Here is a 20,218-nt window from a genome sequence, read left to right as displayed (position 1 = left end):
GACAGCAACAGGTTGATGTTGCAGTACAAATCCGTTTGTACCGGTAATATCACATCGATAAATCTCTGCGTTGAAACAGTGATGCTTCGAGGCGTTGTAATGGTTGACCAGCGATATTGGTTCGCTGTGCTTGAGGTAAGGATACTGATGGATGACTGCTGGTAGAGTGGTCGAACTGTTTGGTGTTATGACCGGTGCTGCAGGAGCAGCAAGCATTGAAACAACTTTGGTGTAGAGACTGCTGAACAGTTTGCACTCCGTACATGCGGACAGTATATGATCCGGCTGCTGACACAATGATGGAACGTGTTGTTGGTCTACTTGGACCATGCATACGAAGCACTGGGGTTAAAGCGAGCGTTAGTAAAGTTCCTGGACATATGCTTAAGGAGCGACTTTGCTGTGATAACAGGGACAATGGGTGCTGCCATTGCACTCACAACTATTGCTGCTGAAGTTGCAGAGCAACCGTGTTGATACCTGTTGTTGAATACTTCTGACGTTGTCACGACGATCGATTGAGTTGTCGCACCATTTGACCATAAGTAGGAATTAGCTTTGGACTAGATGTTGGCATCACTGATCCGCCAGTACAAATGATGTTGGACCACTGGCAGTGATGGTTCGTGTTATGGCGGATGCTGAAACAGCTATTCCGAATGGTCGCGATAAAGCAACCACTCCTGTTGAATCTGCACTTAACTTTGGGTCAATCCTCTGAGCTGTTCACAGTGATGGAACGTGTAGTTTGTCCTCCCGAAGTCCAGAAATAGGATGAACTCTTGATTTGCAGTCAATGCTATACCCGCCATTACAAAAATGCGTTGGCCCGCTGGGAGAAATTCTGCTGCAGTTTACGGCGGGGGCTTAGGCATTGCAGCGTAACTGAACCATGTGGAACCATCTGTTCTAATAAAATTTTTAATATTGATATCCGATTCAACTCCAGAAAACCTGTGTAGGTTAAGTATATGGTTTTGTAGTTGGATTTGTACTGAGCCAGTTGTAATATGTATGATTGTTCACTGGAGAAAATAGGAAGGACGGTTGTTACTTTCCCCGCTTGCAATATCTAAAAAGCTCGTTTCGTATATTGATAAATATCTTTGCATCCGTTGTTCTGTAAGAATGAAGAAGTATCCTGTCAGCTTTCGATGCCAACTGTTGCATTTGTCCCCGGTTCGGCCAGCCCAAGTAGATTTCAGAAACAAGTCCATTGGCACTTGTTAGCGAATCTATTTTCTGAAAACTCCCGCAATGCAAATGCAAATGCGCCCGAAGTATCTGCTGTATAACCATTCGGGAGTCAGATAATAACATTGAGTAGAATGCATTGATGCTGGATGTTAAACAGAAATTCAAATTCAAAATTGAAAACATTAAATCTTTCTATAGGAGAACCCGGTTATTATAATTCATGAATCCGCGAAGGGAATGAATTATACGTTTCACCCGAAGCTCCTACTCAAATGATCCTGTATTGCGTTTTAGCTTTTGAAATGAATACTGCAAGTTTTGCAATATTGGTACTTTTGGTCCAACTGAGATTGTTCAGATCATACAATGTCATATAATTCAGATCATGCAACTGCATACCGGAGTATCTGATTTTCAAGGGAACTATCTCCAACCATGACGAAGTACTGTCTACGTACATTCCACGGATGTTGTCTCGACTGGCCTTTGCCGGCAGTGAATAAAACATAATGAACAGGAGTAAAATAATTTCTGTCTTCTCTCACTAATGCGAGCTCATGATCATGTGGGGATGATTTTAAGTTAGGTACAAACACACTCAATGAGTGTATAACAGAATTAGCAGAAGATTTTCAGCGAATTCTGAGTTGCTCAATACGCAGGGTTTATAAACTTGTTCGGAAATTTTACTTTAATTAAAACAGCGCTTATACCAATGGAACAACAACTAAAGTGTTAAAATGGTCAGGCAAACGAAACTTTTATCCGGGTGCAAATATTATGATAAAGGAGGTTGGAGCTTATAAATGCTGTGATTCTTTTTAACATACAGAGCGCATAAAGAAAAAAGGGAGAAAAAGAGTAGTCATGAATAATGTCAACAGTTAACTCTCCCTCTTATCGAATTCATCTTTTCCCGGAAAAAAATAAATTCAACATCTGATTCCTCTCTTATAAAAGAAATATTAAAGCACCTGATTCGTCAGTACCAATGTCAATTCATAATACCCTGCCATCTGATATAAAGCTCGACAACAATCTTCAAGCGGTATTTGACGAATGAAAATTTCTTCTTTCAATATTGTAGTCACCTATTATGCAAGGTGAGCTCTAGTAGTATCTCTGGTCGCATTACTCAGTTGATTGAATGATTAATTATTCTGATTTTGAAAAATTAATTAATTAGTGTGCCGCCAGATTATGACAGGCAATTTCTTTGAATGAGGAGTATTTTTCTCATTATCAAAACTTACAATGGCTTCAATGTTAATCCATATTGGGGTCTAGAAAGCATATTGAAGCCAAAGCCCGTAATTGAAGTTTCTGAAGGCTCCGGACACAAAAACTCTTTTCCGACATTTACCCGGAAATAATAAAACAGCCCTTTGATAATTTAAATTTCAAAATGAAAGATATGTATCTTTAGGACAATAAGTTAAAACTCTACTACATATAATATAAATGAGAAAACTTCTTCTGGCATTTTTCTTATTAATTGTCTTTCTTCAAGGGCACAAGATACATTTCAGAAATACAGTTATAGATCAGGTTGCCAACTCTAGCAGAACTATCTGATAGTTCGATCCTAATGTTCTCAAACCCTGCAGAAATAGTTAAAACAAATAAAGATGGTACTCCTTATATGGGCTAAATTGGCTATCAATTTCAACTCCCGGTGATAATTTTAATATGTTCGTTTTTGTAGAATTATCTGACGGGAATTTCATTATGAGCACTTACACTAATAATAACTATTCATCACTTATAAAACTAGATAGTTCGGGAAATATCAGATGGATCAAAACATATGAAAACAAGAGTTGCATAGCTTCAATTAGTGCGGGTTCCGATCACGGTTTTATTATTGGATTACATTTCTCACCAGACACTATTGTAGGAAATTCGTCATAATAATAAAATGATACTGAAAACAGATAGTGCCGGAACACTTCCTGAGTAATTTAATTCTTAGATACAATATTTAATACCAATGATTTTAATAATTCAAGCAGACGATGGTGGATATTTATACCAAAATAGGTCGAATAGTTTGAAATTAGATAGCTCAGGATTTCCTGTCTGTAGCTCTAATTGTCATTCGTCTTTCCCAATATCGAACAATTACTAAAATTATCCAGACAAATCCAAATAAGTATCTTAAGATTAGGATCAATTGAGATGCGTTGATTCTACAGGTAGTATCCTTTGGGGAAAATTGCCACAGCAGATATATACTGATGTTTTAAAACTAAACGATACGACAATACTTCCGATTGGTCCTGGTTTTATTGTCTGGCAAGGGATCTTTGGCTGAAAAATAGATGATCTTGGTAATCAAATAGAGAACTCCTTATACTGAATAAATGCTAATGTACAAGGCAGGTAGGATCTGGATTTCGAAAATAAATTAATTATTGCCGGCAGTACTGATCCCTGTCAAATTCAAGATCGCAATCTCTTCTTGATGAAAAACAGATACCGGAGGTTATACTTTCCTGTGGAATTGATCAATCAATCATCATGACTCCAGTTATTAATCAATACACAATTACTAATCCACTTTTATTCCCGGAAACATTACTGCTTCGACACCAATTGCAATCAATACAACTATAATAACAAATTCAACATCTGATTCCTCTATAAAAAGAAACATAAAACAATTCCATTATCGGTACTCAATGTCAATTCATAATAATAACTGCCATCAGATATAGTGCTCGACAAATCAACTTCAAGCGGTATTTGGCGAATAAAAATTCCTTCTTTCAATATTGTAGTCGCTCTGTTATGCAAGGTGAGCTGGAATAGTATCTCCGGTCGCATTAATAAGTTGGTTGAATGATTAATTATTCAGGTTTTGAAAAAATTTATTAATTAGTGTGCCGCCGAGATATCATAGGGATTTTCGAGAATGAGGGAATATTTTTTCTCATTATAAAAACTTACCTGGTCTGCAATGTTAATTCTTTCCGGATGCTGAAAAAGGCTACAATAATTAGGAGTTTGGAATTCAAATATCCATTTATCTCACCATAATTAATACCTCCCGGTAATCCCAAAATCCATTAAATCCCGGCAAAAATCTTAATCAATATTAGAAGTTTCATTACTCTCATCAATAATTACAGCTGCTTCTACAACTTCCCTTCTTTCCCCTACCTGTTGCCGCCACATGGCATAATACAAACCTTTCGTTTGCAACAATTGATCATGAGAACCGGTTTCAATGATCTTCCCTTTTTCCAATACATAAATAAGATCTGCATGCATGATCGTTGAAAGTCGATGGGCAATCAGGATCGTTATTTGCTTTTGTGATAATGAAATCGTTCTGATGGTATTTGTTATATCTTCCTCTGTAAGTGAATCGAGTGCCGATGTTGCCTCGTCGAAAATGAGTAAACGTGGATGACGAAGTAAAGCCCTGGCTATCGAAATCCTCTGCTTCTCCCCTCCCGACAATTTCATCTCCACCTTCTCCCAATACAGTATTGATCCCTTTCGAAGAATTTTTCACTAAATGATCGCATGATGCCTTATGTAATGTATCCAGTATTTCACTATCCGTTGCGTCTGATTTTACAAATAAAAGATTCTCTTTGATTGTTCCTGCAAACAAAAAGTGTCTTGCGTTACAAACTGATCTGTCGGCGTAGTTCATTGTAGGAATTCTGTCGGAAGGACTTTCGTTGAATAAAATATTTCCTCAACAGGTTTATATAAACCAACCAATAATTTAACTAATGTAGACTTGCCGGGCACCTGACGGACCAACAAAAGCAATTGTCTGTCCGGTTTGAACTCGGAAAGATATTCCATCTAGAGAATTATATCCTGCAGACTTATGACGAAATATTACGTCACTAAACTCAATACTTTTCAACTCACCTATTTCTAACGGGTTTTCAGGGCGTTTCTCGATAGGTTTCTTCATGAGCTGATCAAAAGAAGTGATCGATGCTTCCAATTCGCGATAACTTAAAATAATATTTCCAAGATCTTGTAAAGGACCGAAGATTGAAGTCGATATCAATTGCATTGCAATCAGTTCACCTGTCGAAAGCACTTTTCTAAAGATCAACCAAAGCAGAATAAATAAAATTGATTGTTTTAATATCGATAAGATCGTTCCCTGTAAGAAAGTAAGAGTGCGCACCCGCTTTACTTTTACCATTTCCAATTCGAAGATCTTAAAGGTTTGCGCCTTTAATCTTTTTATCTCAGGGAATGTTAAACCCAGACTTTTTACCAATTCAATATTTCGCAGCGACTCAGTGATCACACCTGCCATTCGATTTGTTTCTCTGTTTATAGAACGTTGAGTGCTCTTAATTTTTTACTTAACAATCCGGTAAGTGATCCAAGAACTAATATGCCAATAACAAAAACAGGAATCAACAACCAGTTTTTGAAATCGAATACCACACAAGAAATCCAACGCCAATGACGGACGAAAATAAAATTGTAATGAAGCTATTTACGAATTGCTGAGTATCTGTCCTCACCTTTTGCAATACAGCAAGAGTTTCTCCACTCCGTTTCTCCTCGAATTCCTGAAATGAAAGTCGTAAGGTCTGGCGTATGCCATCATTGAAGATCTGCATTCCGAATTTCTGTACTGCCAGTCGTGTAAAATATTCCTGAAATGAACGGGCTATCCTTGCAAGTAAGGCAATACCAACAGCAATACCCAGCCAACCTAACACGCCATTCATTAACTCATCTTCAGTACGACTATCAATGCGATTGGCATATTGGTCAATTATCTTCCCGAAAATTATTGGATCGATCAAATTCAAAAGCTGACTGATTGCCGCTAAAACAAGCGAAATGGCAATTAATCCTCTTTGAGGCTGCAGATATTTCCAAAGGATCTTCATAGGTACAAAGGAAGCAAAAATCAATCCTGAAGGCAATTAATAAATAATAATGAATAATTCATTTTCATTTATTTTAAAACTTTCTCTGCCTTTTTCAATCAAGAAACCTGTCACTGATTGTACTACAAAACTATCGATCAAGGCGCCACATTGTTTGTATAACTCCTCATGTAACGTTTAAAGAGTGAAGTGTGTTTAACTATACATATTCATTGATTGTGGATGATCAAGAATATTGATTTTAGTGGTTGAAATGCGAGTTGTGTGGACTCGTTAGTGTGTGTGAAGCCCAAGGCCCTTTTCTTCGGAATAGGGCTTTGGGCTTTTTTGATTGTACGTTTGAGATAGACTCAGATTTTAGTCCACAACATAGAGCAATTATGCCCGGGATTGTGGCTGGAAAAATTACAGTGTTGACTATCCGGATAAGTTATATTCCAATCCTCCGCCAATTCCCACAGATGTGAATTATCATCGCAACCCATAATATGAAAATGGCACATATCATGTCCGCTGCCGTTATAATTCCAGTTACATGGGTAACTTTGTCCATTCTCATGAATGGTCATCGCACCGGAATTGTCACAAGTAAGTGTAACGTTTGTAAAATTGCCGGTGAGATCGATATTATCCTTCACAAAAGAACTTACTCTCCATGTTCCGGAAATCGGATAGGTGGTTGAATTTACAGATGGAGTTGTATCAGCATCTTTTTTACATGCGCTATTGAATGCAATTATCATTATGATAATGCTTAAAGGGATTAGTTTTTTCATGAGTCAGATAAGTATTAATGTATTAGAACAAAGTTCCAACAATTCAGAGATGCAGATGTGATCACTGTCATGAATAGCTATGATAACTGTCAGGTTGCTGAATAGCAATCTTTCAAATCAATACATTGATTTTGGCATATTTTTTCTTTTCAATAATAAAAAAACATCATGGCAAAATACTCGAAAAAGGCAGAAGAAAAGATCAGCAAAGTGATGCACGAATTCAAGGACGGCGAATTAAAATCAGGAAAAGATGGTAAAGGCGGCAAAGTGAAAAGCCGTGAGCAAGCAATAGCAATTGGAATCAGCGAAGCGAAGAAGTCGGGAGCGAAAGTGCCGAAGAAGAAAAAATGATTAGAATAACAGTTATTATCGAATAACCAATTTCTCCTTTATTGTATTTTTATTATTCGTCACCGAAACAAAATACACCCCTGCGACCAAATGAACATTCGGATCCAGGTCGTATAGAATTTCTCTGTCGTCATCTATCGTAATTTCTCTGCGATAATTTTCTTTGCCGGACATATCATTGATCACTAAAATGATCTTCTCACCTCTGCCCGCTTTCAGATTAAATTTCAAATCAGTTCCGTTAGATGGATTTGGAAATACATTGAATGTAAATTCACTTGCAAGATCGCGCAATTCAACAGAAACAATTTCTGAATTTGAGAACTGCCCGTCGAAATCAACTTGCTTTAATCTGTAGAATGATAAACCGGGTAATGGATTATTATCAGAAGTCGAATACGTAAGTTTCTTCGTACTGAATCCGGCACCATCAACATTGATGATCGATTCAAATTCAATTCCGTCTTTTGAACGTTCAATGAGGAAGTAATCATTGTTCGTTTCAGTTGCTGTCGACCATTTCAGATTCACTGTATTTTTAGCTGTTGCTTTTGCTGTGAAAGAGATCAATTCAATCGGTAATGCTGTTCCTCCTCTTCCTGAAAATCTACTGAAAGATGTTCTGCCATCCCATCGGAGTTCATGCAGATGATTTCCCATTGCAGATGGAATATCGTTATCCTGCATTTCTGCAGGCAAACCATCTTCAAATACTCCGGTTGCAATCGTTTCTTTACACGGCATGATCGCCCCAACTCCTATCATATCACCTCCGGAAGCATCCGGTCCGGGTAAATAATATATATATGACTCGTAAACAAAACCATCCAGTAACGCCGTAGCACTTGGCTCAATTGTCCAGTAACGTGTAAGGTACTTCGGATAATCAACTGTCCATGCCCCAGGAATTCTTGCATCTGTAACATTTGCTGTTATAAATGCACCGGAGTTCAATGTCGTAGCAGATTTTAAATGGATTGCACATGGTGTGAAATTTATTCCATCACCAATCGGAAAACTATAGAGGTTTACATTCTTAGTAGCACTTGCACCTGCATTGTTTACAAAATGTTTTACATAGCCGCTATTATCGGCAATGATATAACTGGCATCTGTAACGGTTGCAGGATTTACAACTGCATTCGAAGTAGATGTTCCTAGAGTAAGAACACTGCTTCCTAATCTGATATTTCCACTCGTCAATGTAAGCGTTGAAGCAATTGTAAAATCATTTCCTACGGTAATTTCATTTCCGGATTTCTGAACAGATAGATTATTGAAAACTTCACCTGATGGACATGAAATCACCTGAAGATTTCCGCCGGTAAAAGTAACCGTTCCACCGTTTGAATTGAATACCCCGGTATTTGTCCAGTTACCTGTTACATTAATATTTCCTGAAGGTGCAATTACATATCCTGTTGGCTCAATCGTAAAATGATGGAAGGTATTTACTCCCGCTCCGGTAATTGCACATTGATCATCTATTATGATTGTTCCTGAATTGGCAATAAAAGTATCATCATTCGTCCAGTTACCAAAAACCGACAAAGTATCAACGGTTGCTATCGTTAGAGAAGCCCCATTATGAATTTGCAGGTCTTTACACTCTGCACCTGATCCGTTAATGACCGGATAGAATGCTCGACCTGCAGGAATGATGGCATCAATAGTTGAATTCGGAACACCACAACCCCAATTACCGGCATCAAAACCAATCTGTCGAATTATTTCCTGCCGTCCATGTAGATAGTGCATAAATCGTAACCGAACTTGTTGCTGTCACAACAGAACACCCACCATAAGCTGCAATTGTATTTGTAACAGTATATGTTCCCGGTGTACTCGCTAATAGATCTATCTCACCTGTAGCAGCACTTACAAAAACAAGACCTGCTGTCGATGAAAAAGTTCCGGCAACTCCACCACCACTGAATACCGGTGTCGGATTTACTTCATTCTCACAATATGGATCACCCGGATAACCGAACGTTGCAATCGGTGTTGGTGTAACAGTTATCGCCAATGATCTTGTACTACCCGTACCACAACCATTCACCGCTGAAACACTAAGTGTTCCACTTGTGGCTGTTGAATTATAACTTACCGAAACTGTATTAGACGTTCCCGTAATTGTAGCACCGGATCCTGAATAACTCCATGTATAGGATGATGCGCCTGCAACAGCAGGCACTGTATATGTAACATTTGATGTCGACTGACAAACTGCTGTTTGTGCAGTACTGAATGCAAGGGGCTGTGCAGGTGCGTAAGAGAAGACAACAGATACAACACTTGTTGAAGTACATGAACCGTTGCTGATCGTCCATCTTAACAAGTAAGTTTTACCAAGCAATCCAAGGAAGTTAGATCCGGGACTTGTATTCGACATAATTGTTCCACCTGTTCCGGAAACTATTACCCATGTTCCTGTCGATGGCGCAACCGCTGCATTTGCATTCAGCAATGTACTTGTTACACCGCATAACGATTGATCAATTCCGGCATCAGCAATATTTGGTGCTGTAAAGACACTGATCACTGTCGGATCTACTGCACCTGATACTGTACTGTTATTGTACATAAATCCGGTAAGTAAATAATTTCCGCCAAGTGCTGTTGTTGGTAATGTGTAAGGCAATGCATTCACAACAGCAGATTGCGTTGAACCGCCATCTACAGTATAGTATAAAGTATAAGGTAATGTGATTGGAATATACGCAGTAAACGTTACCGGTATTCCGGCATTACCACAAACAGGGCCTGATGGCGATAATGTAGCAATCGGTTTTGTTGCTGAAATACTTGCTATAGAAAAGTCGACCGGTGTTGTAGAAATAGTTACGCTCCCTGTGGTAATTACATCACCCAGATTATTTACTCCTGATGGTGTTGATGCTACTGCATCCCAACGCGTACCATTCTTCTGTGCAATACGGAGATCAGTATAACCATTTATTGTCATCGAACCATTCAAGTCACTCTGTGAATCCCATGCAAGTTTAATTCTCGCAGTTTTCGATGCTGTTGAATTTACACTCCAGTATTCCATTACGTTTTCAACAACAAGCGGATTATTCAGATTGACTGCTGCACCCGATGGGTTCGGAGAAAAATATTCAACAGTCCATAAAGAAGTTGCAGCCGATGTAGATGTGATCGTACAATCATGACCTTTTCCTACTGCAAGTTTTCCGATTGGATACAAGAATGAATTACCATTGAGGAAATTTTTTGTCAGTGGTCCGTTTACGTATGATGTAATTGTACCTCCGGTGGGAACTACTGCTGTTGTAGACGTATTGACAATGCTTAACTGATTTGTTGTTGTGGTGGTAATGATACCGTTGGTCAACATTAAATTTCCTTTTACTTCAACACTGCCATTTGCACCAATACTCAAACCTGCTGTATTGTTGACCTCAAAATGATTGAATCCATTTGTTCCTGTAAAATCTCCCAGTGGTCCGCCAACAGTTTGAGCTGTCGAGCCGCCAAATGAAACAATTGCTCCTGCACCGGATCCTGAATTGAATACACCTGTATTGTATCGTTCCATTGTTCCTAAGATCGTGAGCTTTTTATTATTCGAACTATTATCAAGTGTTGGACCATCAATCTTCAATCGCTGACAAATTATCAGATCAGTATTCGGTAAAATTCTTGTTCCTGTTCCCGATAAATATAAATATGGAATACTGGTAAAGCCGGGTAAGAAAATAGAATACGTCCCTGTTCCTCCATATTCCAGTGTTCCTTTTCCTGCACAATCAATAAATGAAGTATATGTTCCCGCAGGTAAATTTCCACTCTCTACATAAAGAGTCGGCGTTGTGGCCGGATCTATATTCGGATAAGTGACCTGATCAATATCGACGTTTCCGAGATTATGACCATACGTCGGAACAACTACTTTCAATTTACCATTTCCTGTAATTGTAGTCTGATACGCATTACACTGATTTACGTCTGTTGTAATTGTAGTATTGATGATTACCTTAAATCCATTCGGACCACCGACAGGACAATCCTGCAATCCATTTGCAATGTTCGTCCATTTTGTATTATCAGACCATACACCATCAGCATTACTGATGTATGTAGGCATGTTATCAGGTATTGCAGTATCATTACCACAAGTGTAATTTCCTGAAATATTTGTCCGGCTTGAAAAACTGAAACTGATTGAGTGAATCGATTCATCAACATTATCTGTTGCAGCACCAGGAGCAGATTTCAACCATAAAGTTCCCGGATTTTCCAGCCAAGCAGAAACATAATTACTTTCCGGACCTCCTACTACATCACTTACATCATAATAGTACTGTGCATTCGCTGAGAAGCCTGCCATACCGGAACTCTGAACGCGCCAGTAATACTTTAGTACGTTATTCGGATCCATTACAGAAGGCGCATATTGATTTACCGGAGTAAGATTAATATAATATCCAAGTGAAGTATTTGCCGAGATGTTATAATCAACAGGTGTATATTTTCCTGCTACACCAACCGGAAATGTGAAAATCGCTCCGCCGGAATTAAAAAATTTACTCAATCCCGAACTACTTGAAACTCCATCGGTCTTGATCATCTTTGTCACACTGAATGGTGCGCCGCCAATACTGCTCGACTGACTTAACGTAAGGAAATTTGAACTGATCGTCAAAATACCTGTCGTTAAAACAAGATCATTCTGCAATGAAATATCGTTAAGCGTTATTGCTCCTGCTGCATTGTTCAATTCCAGTCTGCCAAATGCACCTGTTCCGGAAATTTGTTGCTGTGAAGTTCCTGCAAGCATAATTCCACCACCGGAGGTATTGTTGTCGACATACGAAGAATTATTGGTCAGATTTCCAAGAACAGAAATTTTATAATCTGTTGCAACAGGATATAATATCAGAGTACCACTGTTGATTGAAAGATTTCTATTAACAGTAAACGAATTGTTCACACTTAACGATCCCGAACATGAGATCATGAGATCATAAAAATTCGTTACTGATGAACCATTAATGTTCTGATTGGCCCCATTGAAAGTTGTGGTATTTGTGCCATACACATAAGATGTCGATGCACCATTGTTGGTAAGATCTCCTGCTATACTGACGTTGAAATTATTTGCATTAAGAATACTATTTGAATTTGTAAAAGTTAATGTCCCTTTTAGTATAAGTGGATTTACAGATAAACCAATGGTAGCATTTCTTGCAACACCTGCACCGGTAACAGTCATATTATACAATGAAATGTTGGCATCCATTGTATAATTCTGAGTTGTATTCGGAACTGTATTATTGAAAATAATTGTCCCACCGGTGATCGTAGAACTCGTTGGTCTCAGATAAAGATCTCCGAATGTTGTTCCACCGCCACGTACGATTGTCAATGTTGAAGAACCTGACATATTAAAGACGCTTCCTGCATTTACAATTTCCAGTTTTGCACGAGTGGCTGCAGTGGCTGCACCCGCTACTGATGTCAATCCATTTATTGTTACCGTACCTCCGGATTGGATATAAGAAAGTGTACCATTTGTGCTGGTAGTGGGTCTTCTTATCTGACCATTAACATATAGATTTCCTCCTGTAACATTTACAGAAGAATAATTTCCTGAATATTCTATATCATTATTTGATAAAGCTGTACCGGATATTGGTCCCACATAAACTTCCCCACTTACAACATTTAAAGCGCCATACAATAAAAGATCACTTGCATCAGCAGTAGCGTTACCAATTAAAACTCTTACGGTATTTGAATTGGAAGGCATGTTCACAGTCAATCCGGCTGTTGCAGGAATTGTAAAAGATCCTGTAGAGATCGTAAAATTTTGTCCAACGGCAGGATTTGTCCGTGCATAAATGAATGTTCCATTTTGCAAAGTCAACCAGTTATTGGTAAGTGTATTCAGAGTACCGCCAATATCGCAGGTTAATGTTGTAGCCTGCGATGTTCCTTTATTAATTACTACTTGTCCAAACGTAGTAGTTGGTGTGTTAGCAGTATTTGAAATCGTAGCATTTGTAGTGCTGAAGAATGTCAGCGGGATATTTGTAAAATTACATCTGCTCACAGTACTTGCGGGAGCATTGATTATACCATTTGTATTATTGATAAGACTTCCGCCGATTGACATTGACTTAAGACCGTTCCCATTTCCCCAGTCATCAATTGCTCCATTAGAATTTCTGACGAACACATCACCATCTACAATAACATTCTGCAATGGATGGGCAGCATTCATATAAAATCCGGAATCCACCACCCTGAATATCCATATCACCTCTGATGGTAATTGTTTTTGCTATTACAGCTGTAGGTGCAGTCGGATAAGCACCATTCCAGGTCGGCAAGAACCAGGAGTCTGCATTCTGACCTTGCGCTGTAAGAGTTCCATAAATTGTAATACTCAAATTACCAAAGATGATATTTGAACCACCTAGCGGAGCTAAAATTAAATTACCATAAGTTGTTTTAGTCTGTGGCAACCAGTAAGTCGTTCCTGCCGCCGCATTCGTTGTATATAATTCTGTTGTACCAAGTCCAATATCAAAACTACTGAAATCGCCTGCAGGGAAAGTATATGTTGAACCACTCGGATTCAATGCAGCAACTCTTACAGTACCATTACCTCCTGCATCGGAAAGTACCATGCTGAAATTACTTAGAGTAAATGTCTGTACATCTAATGCACTTCCGGTTTTGATCGTCAGGTTAGCACAATTTGCAGTTGCAGTTATTCTGACAAAATGATTGTTCTCAATAATTACTATACTACTTGGCCCCGGATAATTTACACCGGCAACTGCTCCCGCAGGAACTGCTGCACCACCGGATGAATACGACCATGTTGTATTCGCACTCCAGGTTGCATACGCTCCGGATGTTCCGGCTATACTATAAAATATAAGAGGTGTTCCGAAAGCTCCACCTGATGTGGTATTATCACCAGCCGTATAATCGTCGTCTAAAAAGTTTGTACTGTTTGCAGGTGAAGTCCAGTCAGTGATCGTTTGTGTGCCTGTATTTATATTTGCAAAATCTCCATTGTTCCACGTATTGTTTGATACATCAAACAAACTGGGAAGATAATTTCCAACGATTCCATTCACATCTAATGGTGAATAGATAAATGAATGCGTCACCTTTCCTGCATAGCCGGTAAATCCTGTTGAACGAACTCTCCAGAAAAATGTAAGACTCTGATTTTTTACTGTAGTTGCAGGATATTCATAACCTACAGGAACAATTGTAATTGAACCATAAGAAGAAGGACTAGAACTAAAGCCTATCTGCGCCGGAGTATATGCGTATGCAGCTGGTCTGTTTGTTGAGAAACATCCTGCAGGAAAAGTAAAAGGAGTATTTGAAGTATAGACTTTCGTAATACCACCATCTCCTGACTGTCCATTCGAATGAATATAACACGTATTTGAAAATCCTGAACCTGCAATAATGGAACCGCCAGAAGAAATGGCAAGATTGTAAGATGCAATATTGAATATCTTATTTGCAAGAAGATTTAATACTCCTTCTACTGTTATATTTGATAATAAGGATACCGGTGCAACAGATGCATTTGTATTGTTCAGTTCAAGATTACTGAATACCCCTCCTCCATCAATCGTTTGTGTCGTTGCTGCAGTAGTTAATGAGATTTTTCCTGTTCCTGTATGCAAACCTGAATTGTAAACATTTCCCGCAATAGTAATTATATCACCATTGTCATTGAATGTACCGGTTGTCAGATTAAAAACTCCTGAAACATTAATTGCACTTTGCGTTCCGGACATACTTAAAACATCACCGGCAGATTTAGTTATCGTGAGATTATTTAATGATAATGCTCCGCCAAGATTTACTGTGAACGTTTGTGCTCCTGAGCCATTGAAGATCGTTGTATTCGCTCCGGTTGTATAAGTTGTACCGGAAGCAATAAAATAATCGCCACCGATTGAAACATTCTGTGCATTTGCATTAAAGTCCCCGGAATTTATTGTCAGGTCATTCAATACAACCAGCGGATATGCAGTGGTTAATCGTACTGCCGCTGTTCCACTGATGCGATCAATTAATACATTTCCAAGTGAAGCAGTAGTAGTAACATTATAGTTTGTAACATCTGCGAGAACTGTCCCTGATGTCGGAATCAATTCTAATGTTCCATCTGAAACACTGATATTTGCTGCAGAAGATTTTACATCAAAAGCTTCACCTGTCGCAACATCACAAACGTCAAAAATACGAATGGTACCACCGGTCATGGTGAATATATTTGTTGTCTGTTCAAGATTGAAACTGCCAAATCCTGTACTTATTCCGTTTAAAACACGACTCGTATTCAATGAAGAAATAGTGGTATCTGTAAGATCACTCATTGATGTATAACTCACCGGAGTTCTCTGAAATCTTCCACGTAAAATAAATGTACCGCCCGATTGTGAAAAAGAAGCAGAACCTGTTGAAGATAAAAATTGTTTTGAATCTATTATACCGCCGTTGATCACAAATGATCCTGAAGCTACGCTGGAAGTTATTAATCCACCGGATTCCCGCGTCGACAAATATCCATCATTGACTTGCAACTTTCCGAAAATACCGACTGAACTATAACCACCTGAAGTTACTCCAATCGCAGCATTGCCAGGTGCAGAAACTCCATAGGCAACATTGATCTCACGGTAATCATCAGCAGTAGAAAGCACAAATGTTTCCGGACCATCGAGTATTAATGCACCGTTAGATGGAATATAATAATCTGAATTCGGTGGCCCTGCAGTTGCTCCTTCTGTTAGTGAAGGAATTGATGTTTGTCCCTGTAATATTAAAGTACCGGTTCTGATCCATAATGATTTTCTGACATTCGGATTTGCAGTAACGGCAGCTTCTGTTGTCAGGGTGTTTGCACCAAACAATCTGAAATTTGAATATGTTTGCGCACTGATGGTAAGTGAATATGTCTGATCCGTTCCTTTATCAAGTATCAGATTGTAAAAATCTGTTGTGCCGGCACAAGTCATTATATTACTTGTTGCACCTTGAAAATAAACTGAAGCCGCACCTGTTGTTGGTCCTGCTGCAGTGGGTGGAAATGCATTATAAATCGGGTACGTCAGATTGGTAAACCTTACTGTACCATAATTCACCAGATCACCTTTTAGAATGACTGTATGAAAATATGTATAGTAATTAATGAATGGTGCTGCGCCACCAACTGATACTGCGCCAATAGCAGGGTTAGTAATTCCTTTTCCTACTGCAATTGATGCACCTGCATCTACTGTAACATTTCCATTAACAGTCAGATTAAGTTTTGTTGTTGCTACATCATTATTAATACTTAATGCTCCATTTCTGATATATAAATTTCCATTTAAAGTCAGATTACTCAACTGAGTTGCAATGACACCTGCCGCATTAATTGTTAGATTGTTGTATGTCGTCTGCAATGCAGGTAATGTAAAATCAGAAGAATTATAATACTCTGTTGTTCCTCCGTTCAATGCAACAAATGTATTCGATGCAGCAACAGGGAAATTAACGGAAGCTAATCGCAACGTTCCCTGACCTGCTAAGGATGTAATTCCGGATGTAAAGCTATATGTTGAAAGATCCAGTGTTGCACCGGCATTAATTGTGATGTTTAAATTTTGGGTTGAAATATTTGCAGGTAACGAAACTGTACGACCTGTAAGAATTACAACATTATCATTATACCCCGGAACGGTACTACCAATCTGCAATGTTCCACTCGGATCTGATGTCCATGTCGATACAGTATTCCAGTCACCAGTCATATATGAATAGTATGTTCTATTTCCACCCATAGACCAATATCCACTGGTGAATGCAGAATTACCTGTTATGGTAAATGAATTCGCACCGTAAGAAACAACACCTGTTGTAGGCGGACTTTGTACAATAGTTCCCGGAGGGTTAGGCAAATAGACGATATTATTTGCTGCGCCATTTAATTCCGTAACATCATATTGAAAAGTTGCCGTAATGGTTTTACCACCGAGACTTGTTATCAAATCCCAATACTTATTAATGTAAACAGGATTCAATGCTGAAGGTACAGCTCGTATACTATATGTACCTGTTGCCGGTGCAATAGAAGAAAGTGTCATTGGTGAATAAACAGGATTCGATCCAACCGGATTTAATGTTTGTGCACTTGCTGCATTTTTAATCAGATAACCGGTACCATTGGTGGAGATCATATGAGTAGCATCAAACGAACCTGTAATCGCACCCACCGCATTGCTGGAAATTGTTAAATTAAAATTTCCCAGTTCAACAATACCGGAGTTCAGATTTAAAATACCTGCTACGGTAACATTATTTATCAATGATTTAATTCCGCCACCGGAAATCGTCAGATTATTATATGCAACGGTTACTGTTGAGGTAAGTGCAGGAATATCCTGAATTGTTCCATTGAAATTTATTGTATTAGCCGCTGCAACATAATTTCCTGAGGTGAAAGTTGCTGCAATTGAAAGTACGTTTGAAACACCGATTGTTCCACCATTCCATAATGTAACATTGGTTGCTGCACGTGCTCCACTAATTGTTAGGTTATAGAAATCCAGAGTTGTACTTGGCGCAACTCCTGCTATGGTTTGCGCAACTCCTGCTCCGGAATAATTTACTGTATTCGGGTTTGTTGCAAAGTCTATTGTACCTGTTATCGTAAATGGATTTCCTGTAACAGTTAAATTCATCAAACCTGCGTTGGTAAAATTCCCTACACCTGAAATAAGATTTGAAACCGTTAATCCTGTAACTGCATTGGTCGAATTATTTGTAACCGTTTTTCCACTGGTTCCACATACTACTCTATATAGTGTAAATGCATTTGCACCACTTATACTCTGATCATTCACAGTAAAATTGTATGTAGAGGTATTAGGAGTAAATGTTAAACCATTAAAAGTAAGTCCACCATTCATCGTATAGGAGTTACCCGCAACAGAAGTTGTCCATGATCCATTGGTATTAACAGATACTAATCCAACAAAAGTATTTGTTCCCGTGGTACTGTTATCATCTAAAATTCCATAGTCATTAATATTGACAACTCCATTTGTTGTTAAATTGAATGTACTTAATTGTAAAGTTACTCTAGGCGTTGCTCCCACTCCCACAATTGTAAGGTCTTTATTTACTACTGTGGTCCCTGCAAGCGTTTTCGTTCTTGCTGTTACTGTTGCTCCATTGTAATTTCCAATTGTCAGATAATTATATGTGAGCTGCATAATTGTTTGAGCGCCATCAGCATCATAAAAAACAGTTTGCGCGGAATTTCCGGGAGTGAAAGTAAACCCTGCTGCAAATGTATTCGTTGCGCCTCTCAAATGGAGTTCATTCGTTGCAGCTCCACTCATATCAATTGCTCCGGCTGCTCCAACTCCCACATTCCCATTTATTGTTACAACCTTATCAGTCGTACCGAAATTCATTGTACCATTGAATGTACCTGTACCGGAAACACTAACTGTTGTTGCAGTTGTTCCCAGATTAAAAGTTGAACCGGCTGCTACACTTAAATTTCCTCCGATTGTTGCATCGCTTTGCAGTGTTTTAATACCTGCGCCCGACAACGTCAGATTTCTGTAAGCTGAACTTCCAAAAACTGTTTGTGTACCTGCAAGATTATATGAAATTGTACTAGCCACTGCAGCAGTAACAAGAGCTCCTATTGAATTGGTTGCACCGTTAAGATTTAATGTATGTGTCTGTGAACCGGAACTCATGTCGATCGTTCCACTTCCTGCCAAACTTCCTGTTACAGTTACAACTCTTGCGGCTGCTGCATCAAATGCTAATGTAGAAGAGTTAATATCTAATGTTGCTCCAATTGTAATTGCAGCTGCAGGCAATGTTTTTATTCCTCCGCCTGAAGTGGCAAGATGGTAGTATGAATAATTTCCTATATTCTGATTTCCGCCACTATTATAATTGACTGTCCCTGCAGTTGGCGCAGCACCACCACCACCTACAGCACTTGTGATACTACCTGTACCTGTAAATGCGCCTGCAATAAATAAAGTTCCTGTACTTCCGGCAGGAAATAAAAGATAGTTCAGAGTGTTTGCACCTGGCATTGCAATATTTCCTGTAACCGTTACAGTACCTGATACGATTGATAGATATGAATCTCTCGATGCTGTTCCCGAATTCGTCATAGCAACACTTCCGGTTGAAAAGGATCCGAGTACAACTGTTAAATAGCTATTGATATTATTCGAGGTAGGTCCGGTGAGAGTGGTAGCATTTGTAACATTCAATGTCCATGCACCCAATCCATCGAATACAAGTCCTGTATTGTTCGCTGTTCCGGTTATTGTCAATGCGCTGATAGCATTTGGAATTGAATTATCCAGACTGACAATATTATTGTTTCTGATTGTTACTGTTCCGGTTCCGGGATTCTTACCGGGATAATCGCCGGCAGTAGCTGCAACAAAACCTGCACCGTAATCTGCTTGCCATGTCGTACTGGTAGTCCATGGAGACGATGCAATACTTCTGTAATCTCCGTTCGCTGCTTTTAATTGTGAAGTCAAAAATGAAAATAGAAATAACATAAGAAAACATCTTATCACGAAAGCGACAGGACGTATCTTAGGCAAGAAAAGGTAATCGTAAATATATTTGAATTTAATTCGATGCATTTAACCGGATAGTGTGGTAGTTGTGTAATCGTGTGAGTTGATCCATTCAAGCAGAACCATGAAGTTTTTTCATAAGATCAGTGGATAGCAATCTTAAGACGTCATGCTTCAGCAAATACTTTTTATTTACATCTCATCATTTTTTTTTAATCTATTCAATTGATTTTCGAGAGTATTTTACTCAATCAATTTATAGCATTTAGCAGGTAAAGAGTTATAATTCAACCTACGAAAACACGAATTCGTAAGAATTCAGAATTATTTATATAACTTGAAAGAAAAGCGTGAACAGAAAGTTGTAAAAATTAAATTTTTCCAATTAAAT

At 38.6% G+C, this 20,218-nt stretch carries 7 protein-coding genes and 1 pseudogene; 1 reads left to right on the top strand and 7 read right to left on the bottom strand.

Annotation, left to right across the window (positions count from 1 at the left end; genetic code table 11):
• Positions 1–317: 317 nt before the first annotated feature.
• The 4 genes and pseudogenes from IPL24_18505 to IPL24_18490 all read right to left on the bottom strand — a co-directional run bounded on the left by IPL24_18505 (position 318) and on the right by IPL24_18490 (position 6,856).
• A complete protein-coding gene (locus IPL24_18505) occupies positions 318–509 on the bottom strand; it encodes a hypothetical protein (GenBank protein MBK8365577.1) in 192 nt (63 codons plus the stop codon).
• 956 nt (positions 510–1,465) lie between these two features.
• Positions 1,466–1,705, bottom strand: coding sequence for a hypothetical protein (locus IPL24_18500; GenBank protein MBK8365576.1), 240 nt, complete (start codon positions 1,703–1,705; stop codon positions 1,466–1,468).
• A gap of 2,579 nt (positions 1,706–4,284) precedes the next feature.
• Positions 4,285–6,080: pseudogene (locus IPL24_18495) on the bottom strand (ABC transporter ATP-binding protein).
• 350 nt (positions 6,081–6,430) lie between these two features.
• Positions 6,431–6,856: a hypothetical protein gene (locus tag IPL24_18490; GenBank protein MBK8365575.1), complete on the bottom strand. Its 426-nt coding sequence runs from the start codon at positions 6,854–6,856 to the stop codon at positions 6,431–6,433.
• 168 nt (positions 6,857–7,024) lie between these two features.
• On the opposite strand from IPL24_18490, the gene IPL24_18485 reads away from it, so the two are divergent.
• The gene (locus tag IPL24_18485) at positions 7,025–7,210 is read left to right on the top strand and encodes a hypothetical protein (GenBank protein ID MBK8365574.1); all 186 of its coding nucleotides are present in this window, start codon (positions 7,025–7,027) and stop codon (positions 7,208–7,210) included.
• A gap of 15 nt (positions 7,211–7,225) precedes the next feature.
• Here IPL24_18485 and IPL24_18480 read toward each other — a convergent pair whose 3' ends face one another.
• The 3 genes from IPL24_18480 to IPL24_18470 are packed head-to-tail and all read right to left on the bottom strand — an operon-like array spanning position 7,226 to position 19,806.
• Entirely contained in the window at positions 7,226–8,968 is a 1,743-nt protein-coding gene (locus IPL24_18480) for a T9SS type A sorting domain-containing protein (protein MBK8365573.1), read from the bottom strand.
• Complete coding sequence (locus IPL24_18475) at positions 8,919–13,457, bottom strand: hypothetical protein (protein MBK8365572.1); 4,539 nt, start codon at positions 13,455–13,457, stop codon at positions 8,919–8,921. Before IPL24_18475 ends, IPL24_18480 begins: the two co-directional genes overlap by 50 nt.
• Positions 13,414–19,806 carry a hypothetical protein gene (locus tag IPL24_18470; GenBank protein ID MBK8365571.1) on the bottom strand — a complete coding sequence of 2,131 codons (6,393 nt, stop codon included), beginning with the start codon at positions 19,804–19,806 and terminating at the stop codon, positions 13,414–13,416. Before IPL24_18470 ends, IPL24_18475 begins: the two co-directional genes overlap by 44 nt.
• Positions 19,807–20,218: the final 412 nt, after the last annotated feature.

This window comes from Bacteroidota bacterium, from assembly GCA_016711505.1.
Classification (GTDB): Bacteria; Bacteroidota; Bacteroidia; order AKYH767-A; family 2013-40CM-41-45; genus JADKIH01.
The sequence above is the reverse complement of the archived record's forward strand: the minus strand, read 5'-3'. Positions and strand labels throughout refer to the sequence as shown.

Coding starts and splice junctions, on each gene's coding strand:
- IPL24_18500 (MBK8365576.1), bottom strand. CDS start 1,705: ATGTTTTATTCACTGCCGGCAAAGGCCAGTCGAGACAACATCCGTGGA.
- IPL24_18490 (MBK8365575.1), bottom strand. CDS start 6,856: ATGAAAAAACTAATCCCTTTAAGCATTATCATAATGATAATTGCATTC.
- IPL24_18485 (MBK8365574.1), top strand. CDS start 7,025: ATGGCAAAATACTCGAAAAAGGCAGAAGAAAAGATCAGCAAAGTGATG.
- IPL24_18480 (MBK8365573.1), bottom strand. CDS start 8,968: ATGCACTATCTACATGGACGGCAGGAAATAATTCGACAGATTGGTTTT.
- IPL24_18475 (MBK8365572.1), bottom strand. CDS start 13,457: ATGAATGCTGCCCATCCATTGCAGAATGTTATTGTAGATGGTGATGTG.
- IPL24_18470 (MBK8365571.1), bottom strand. CDS start 19,806: ATGTTATTTCTATTTTCATTTTTGACTTCACAATTAAAAGCAGCGAAC.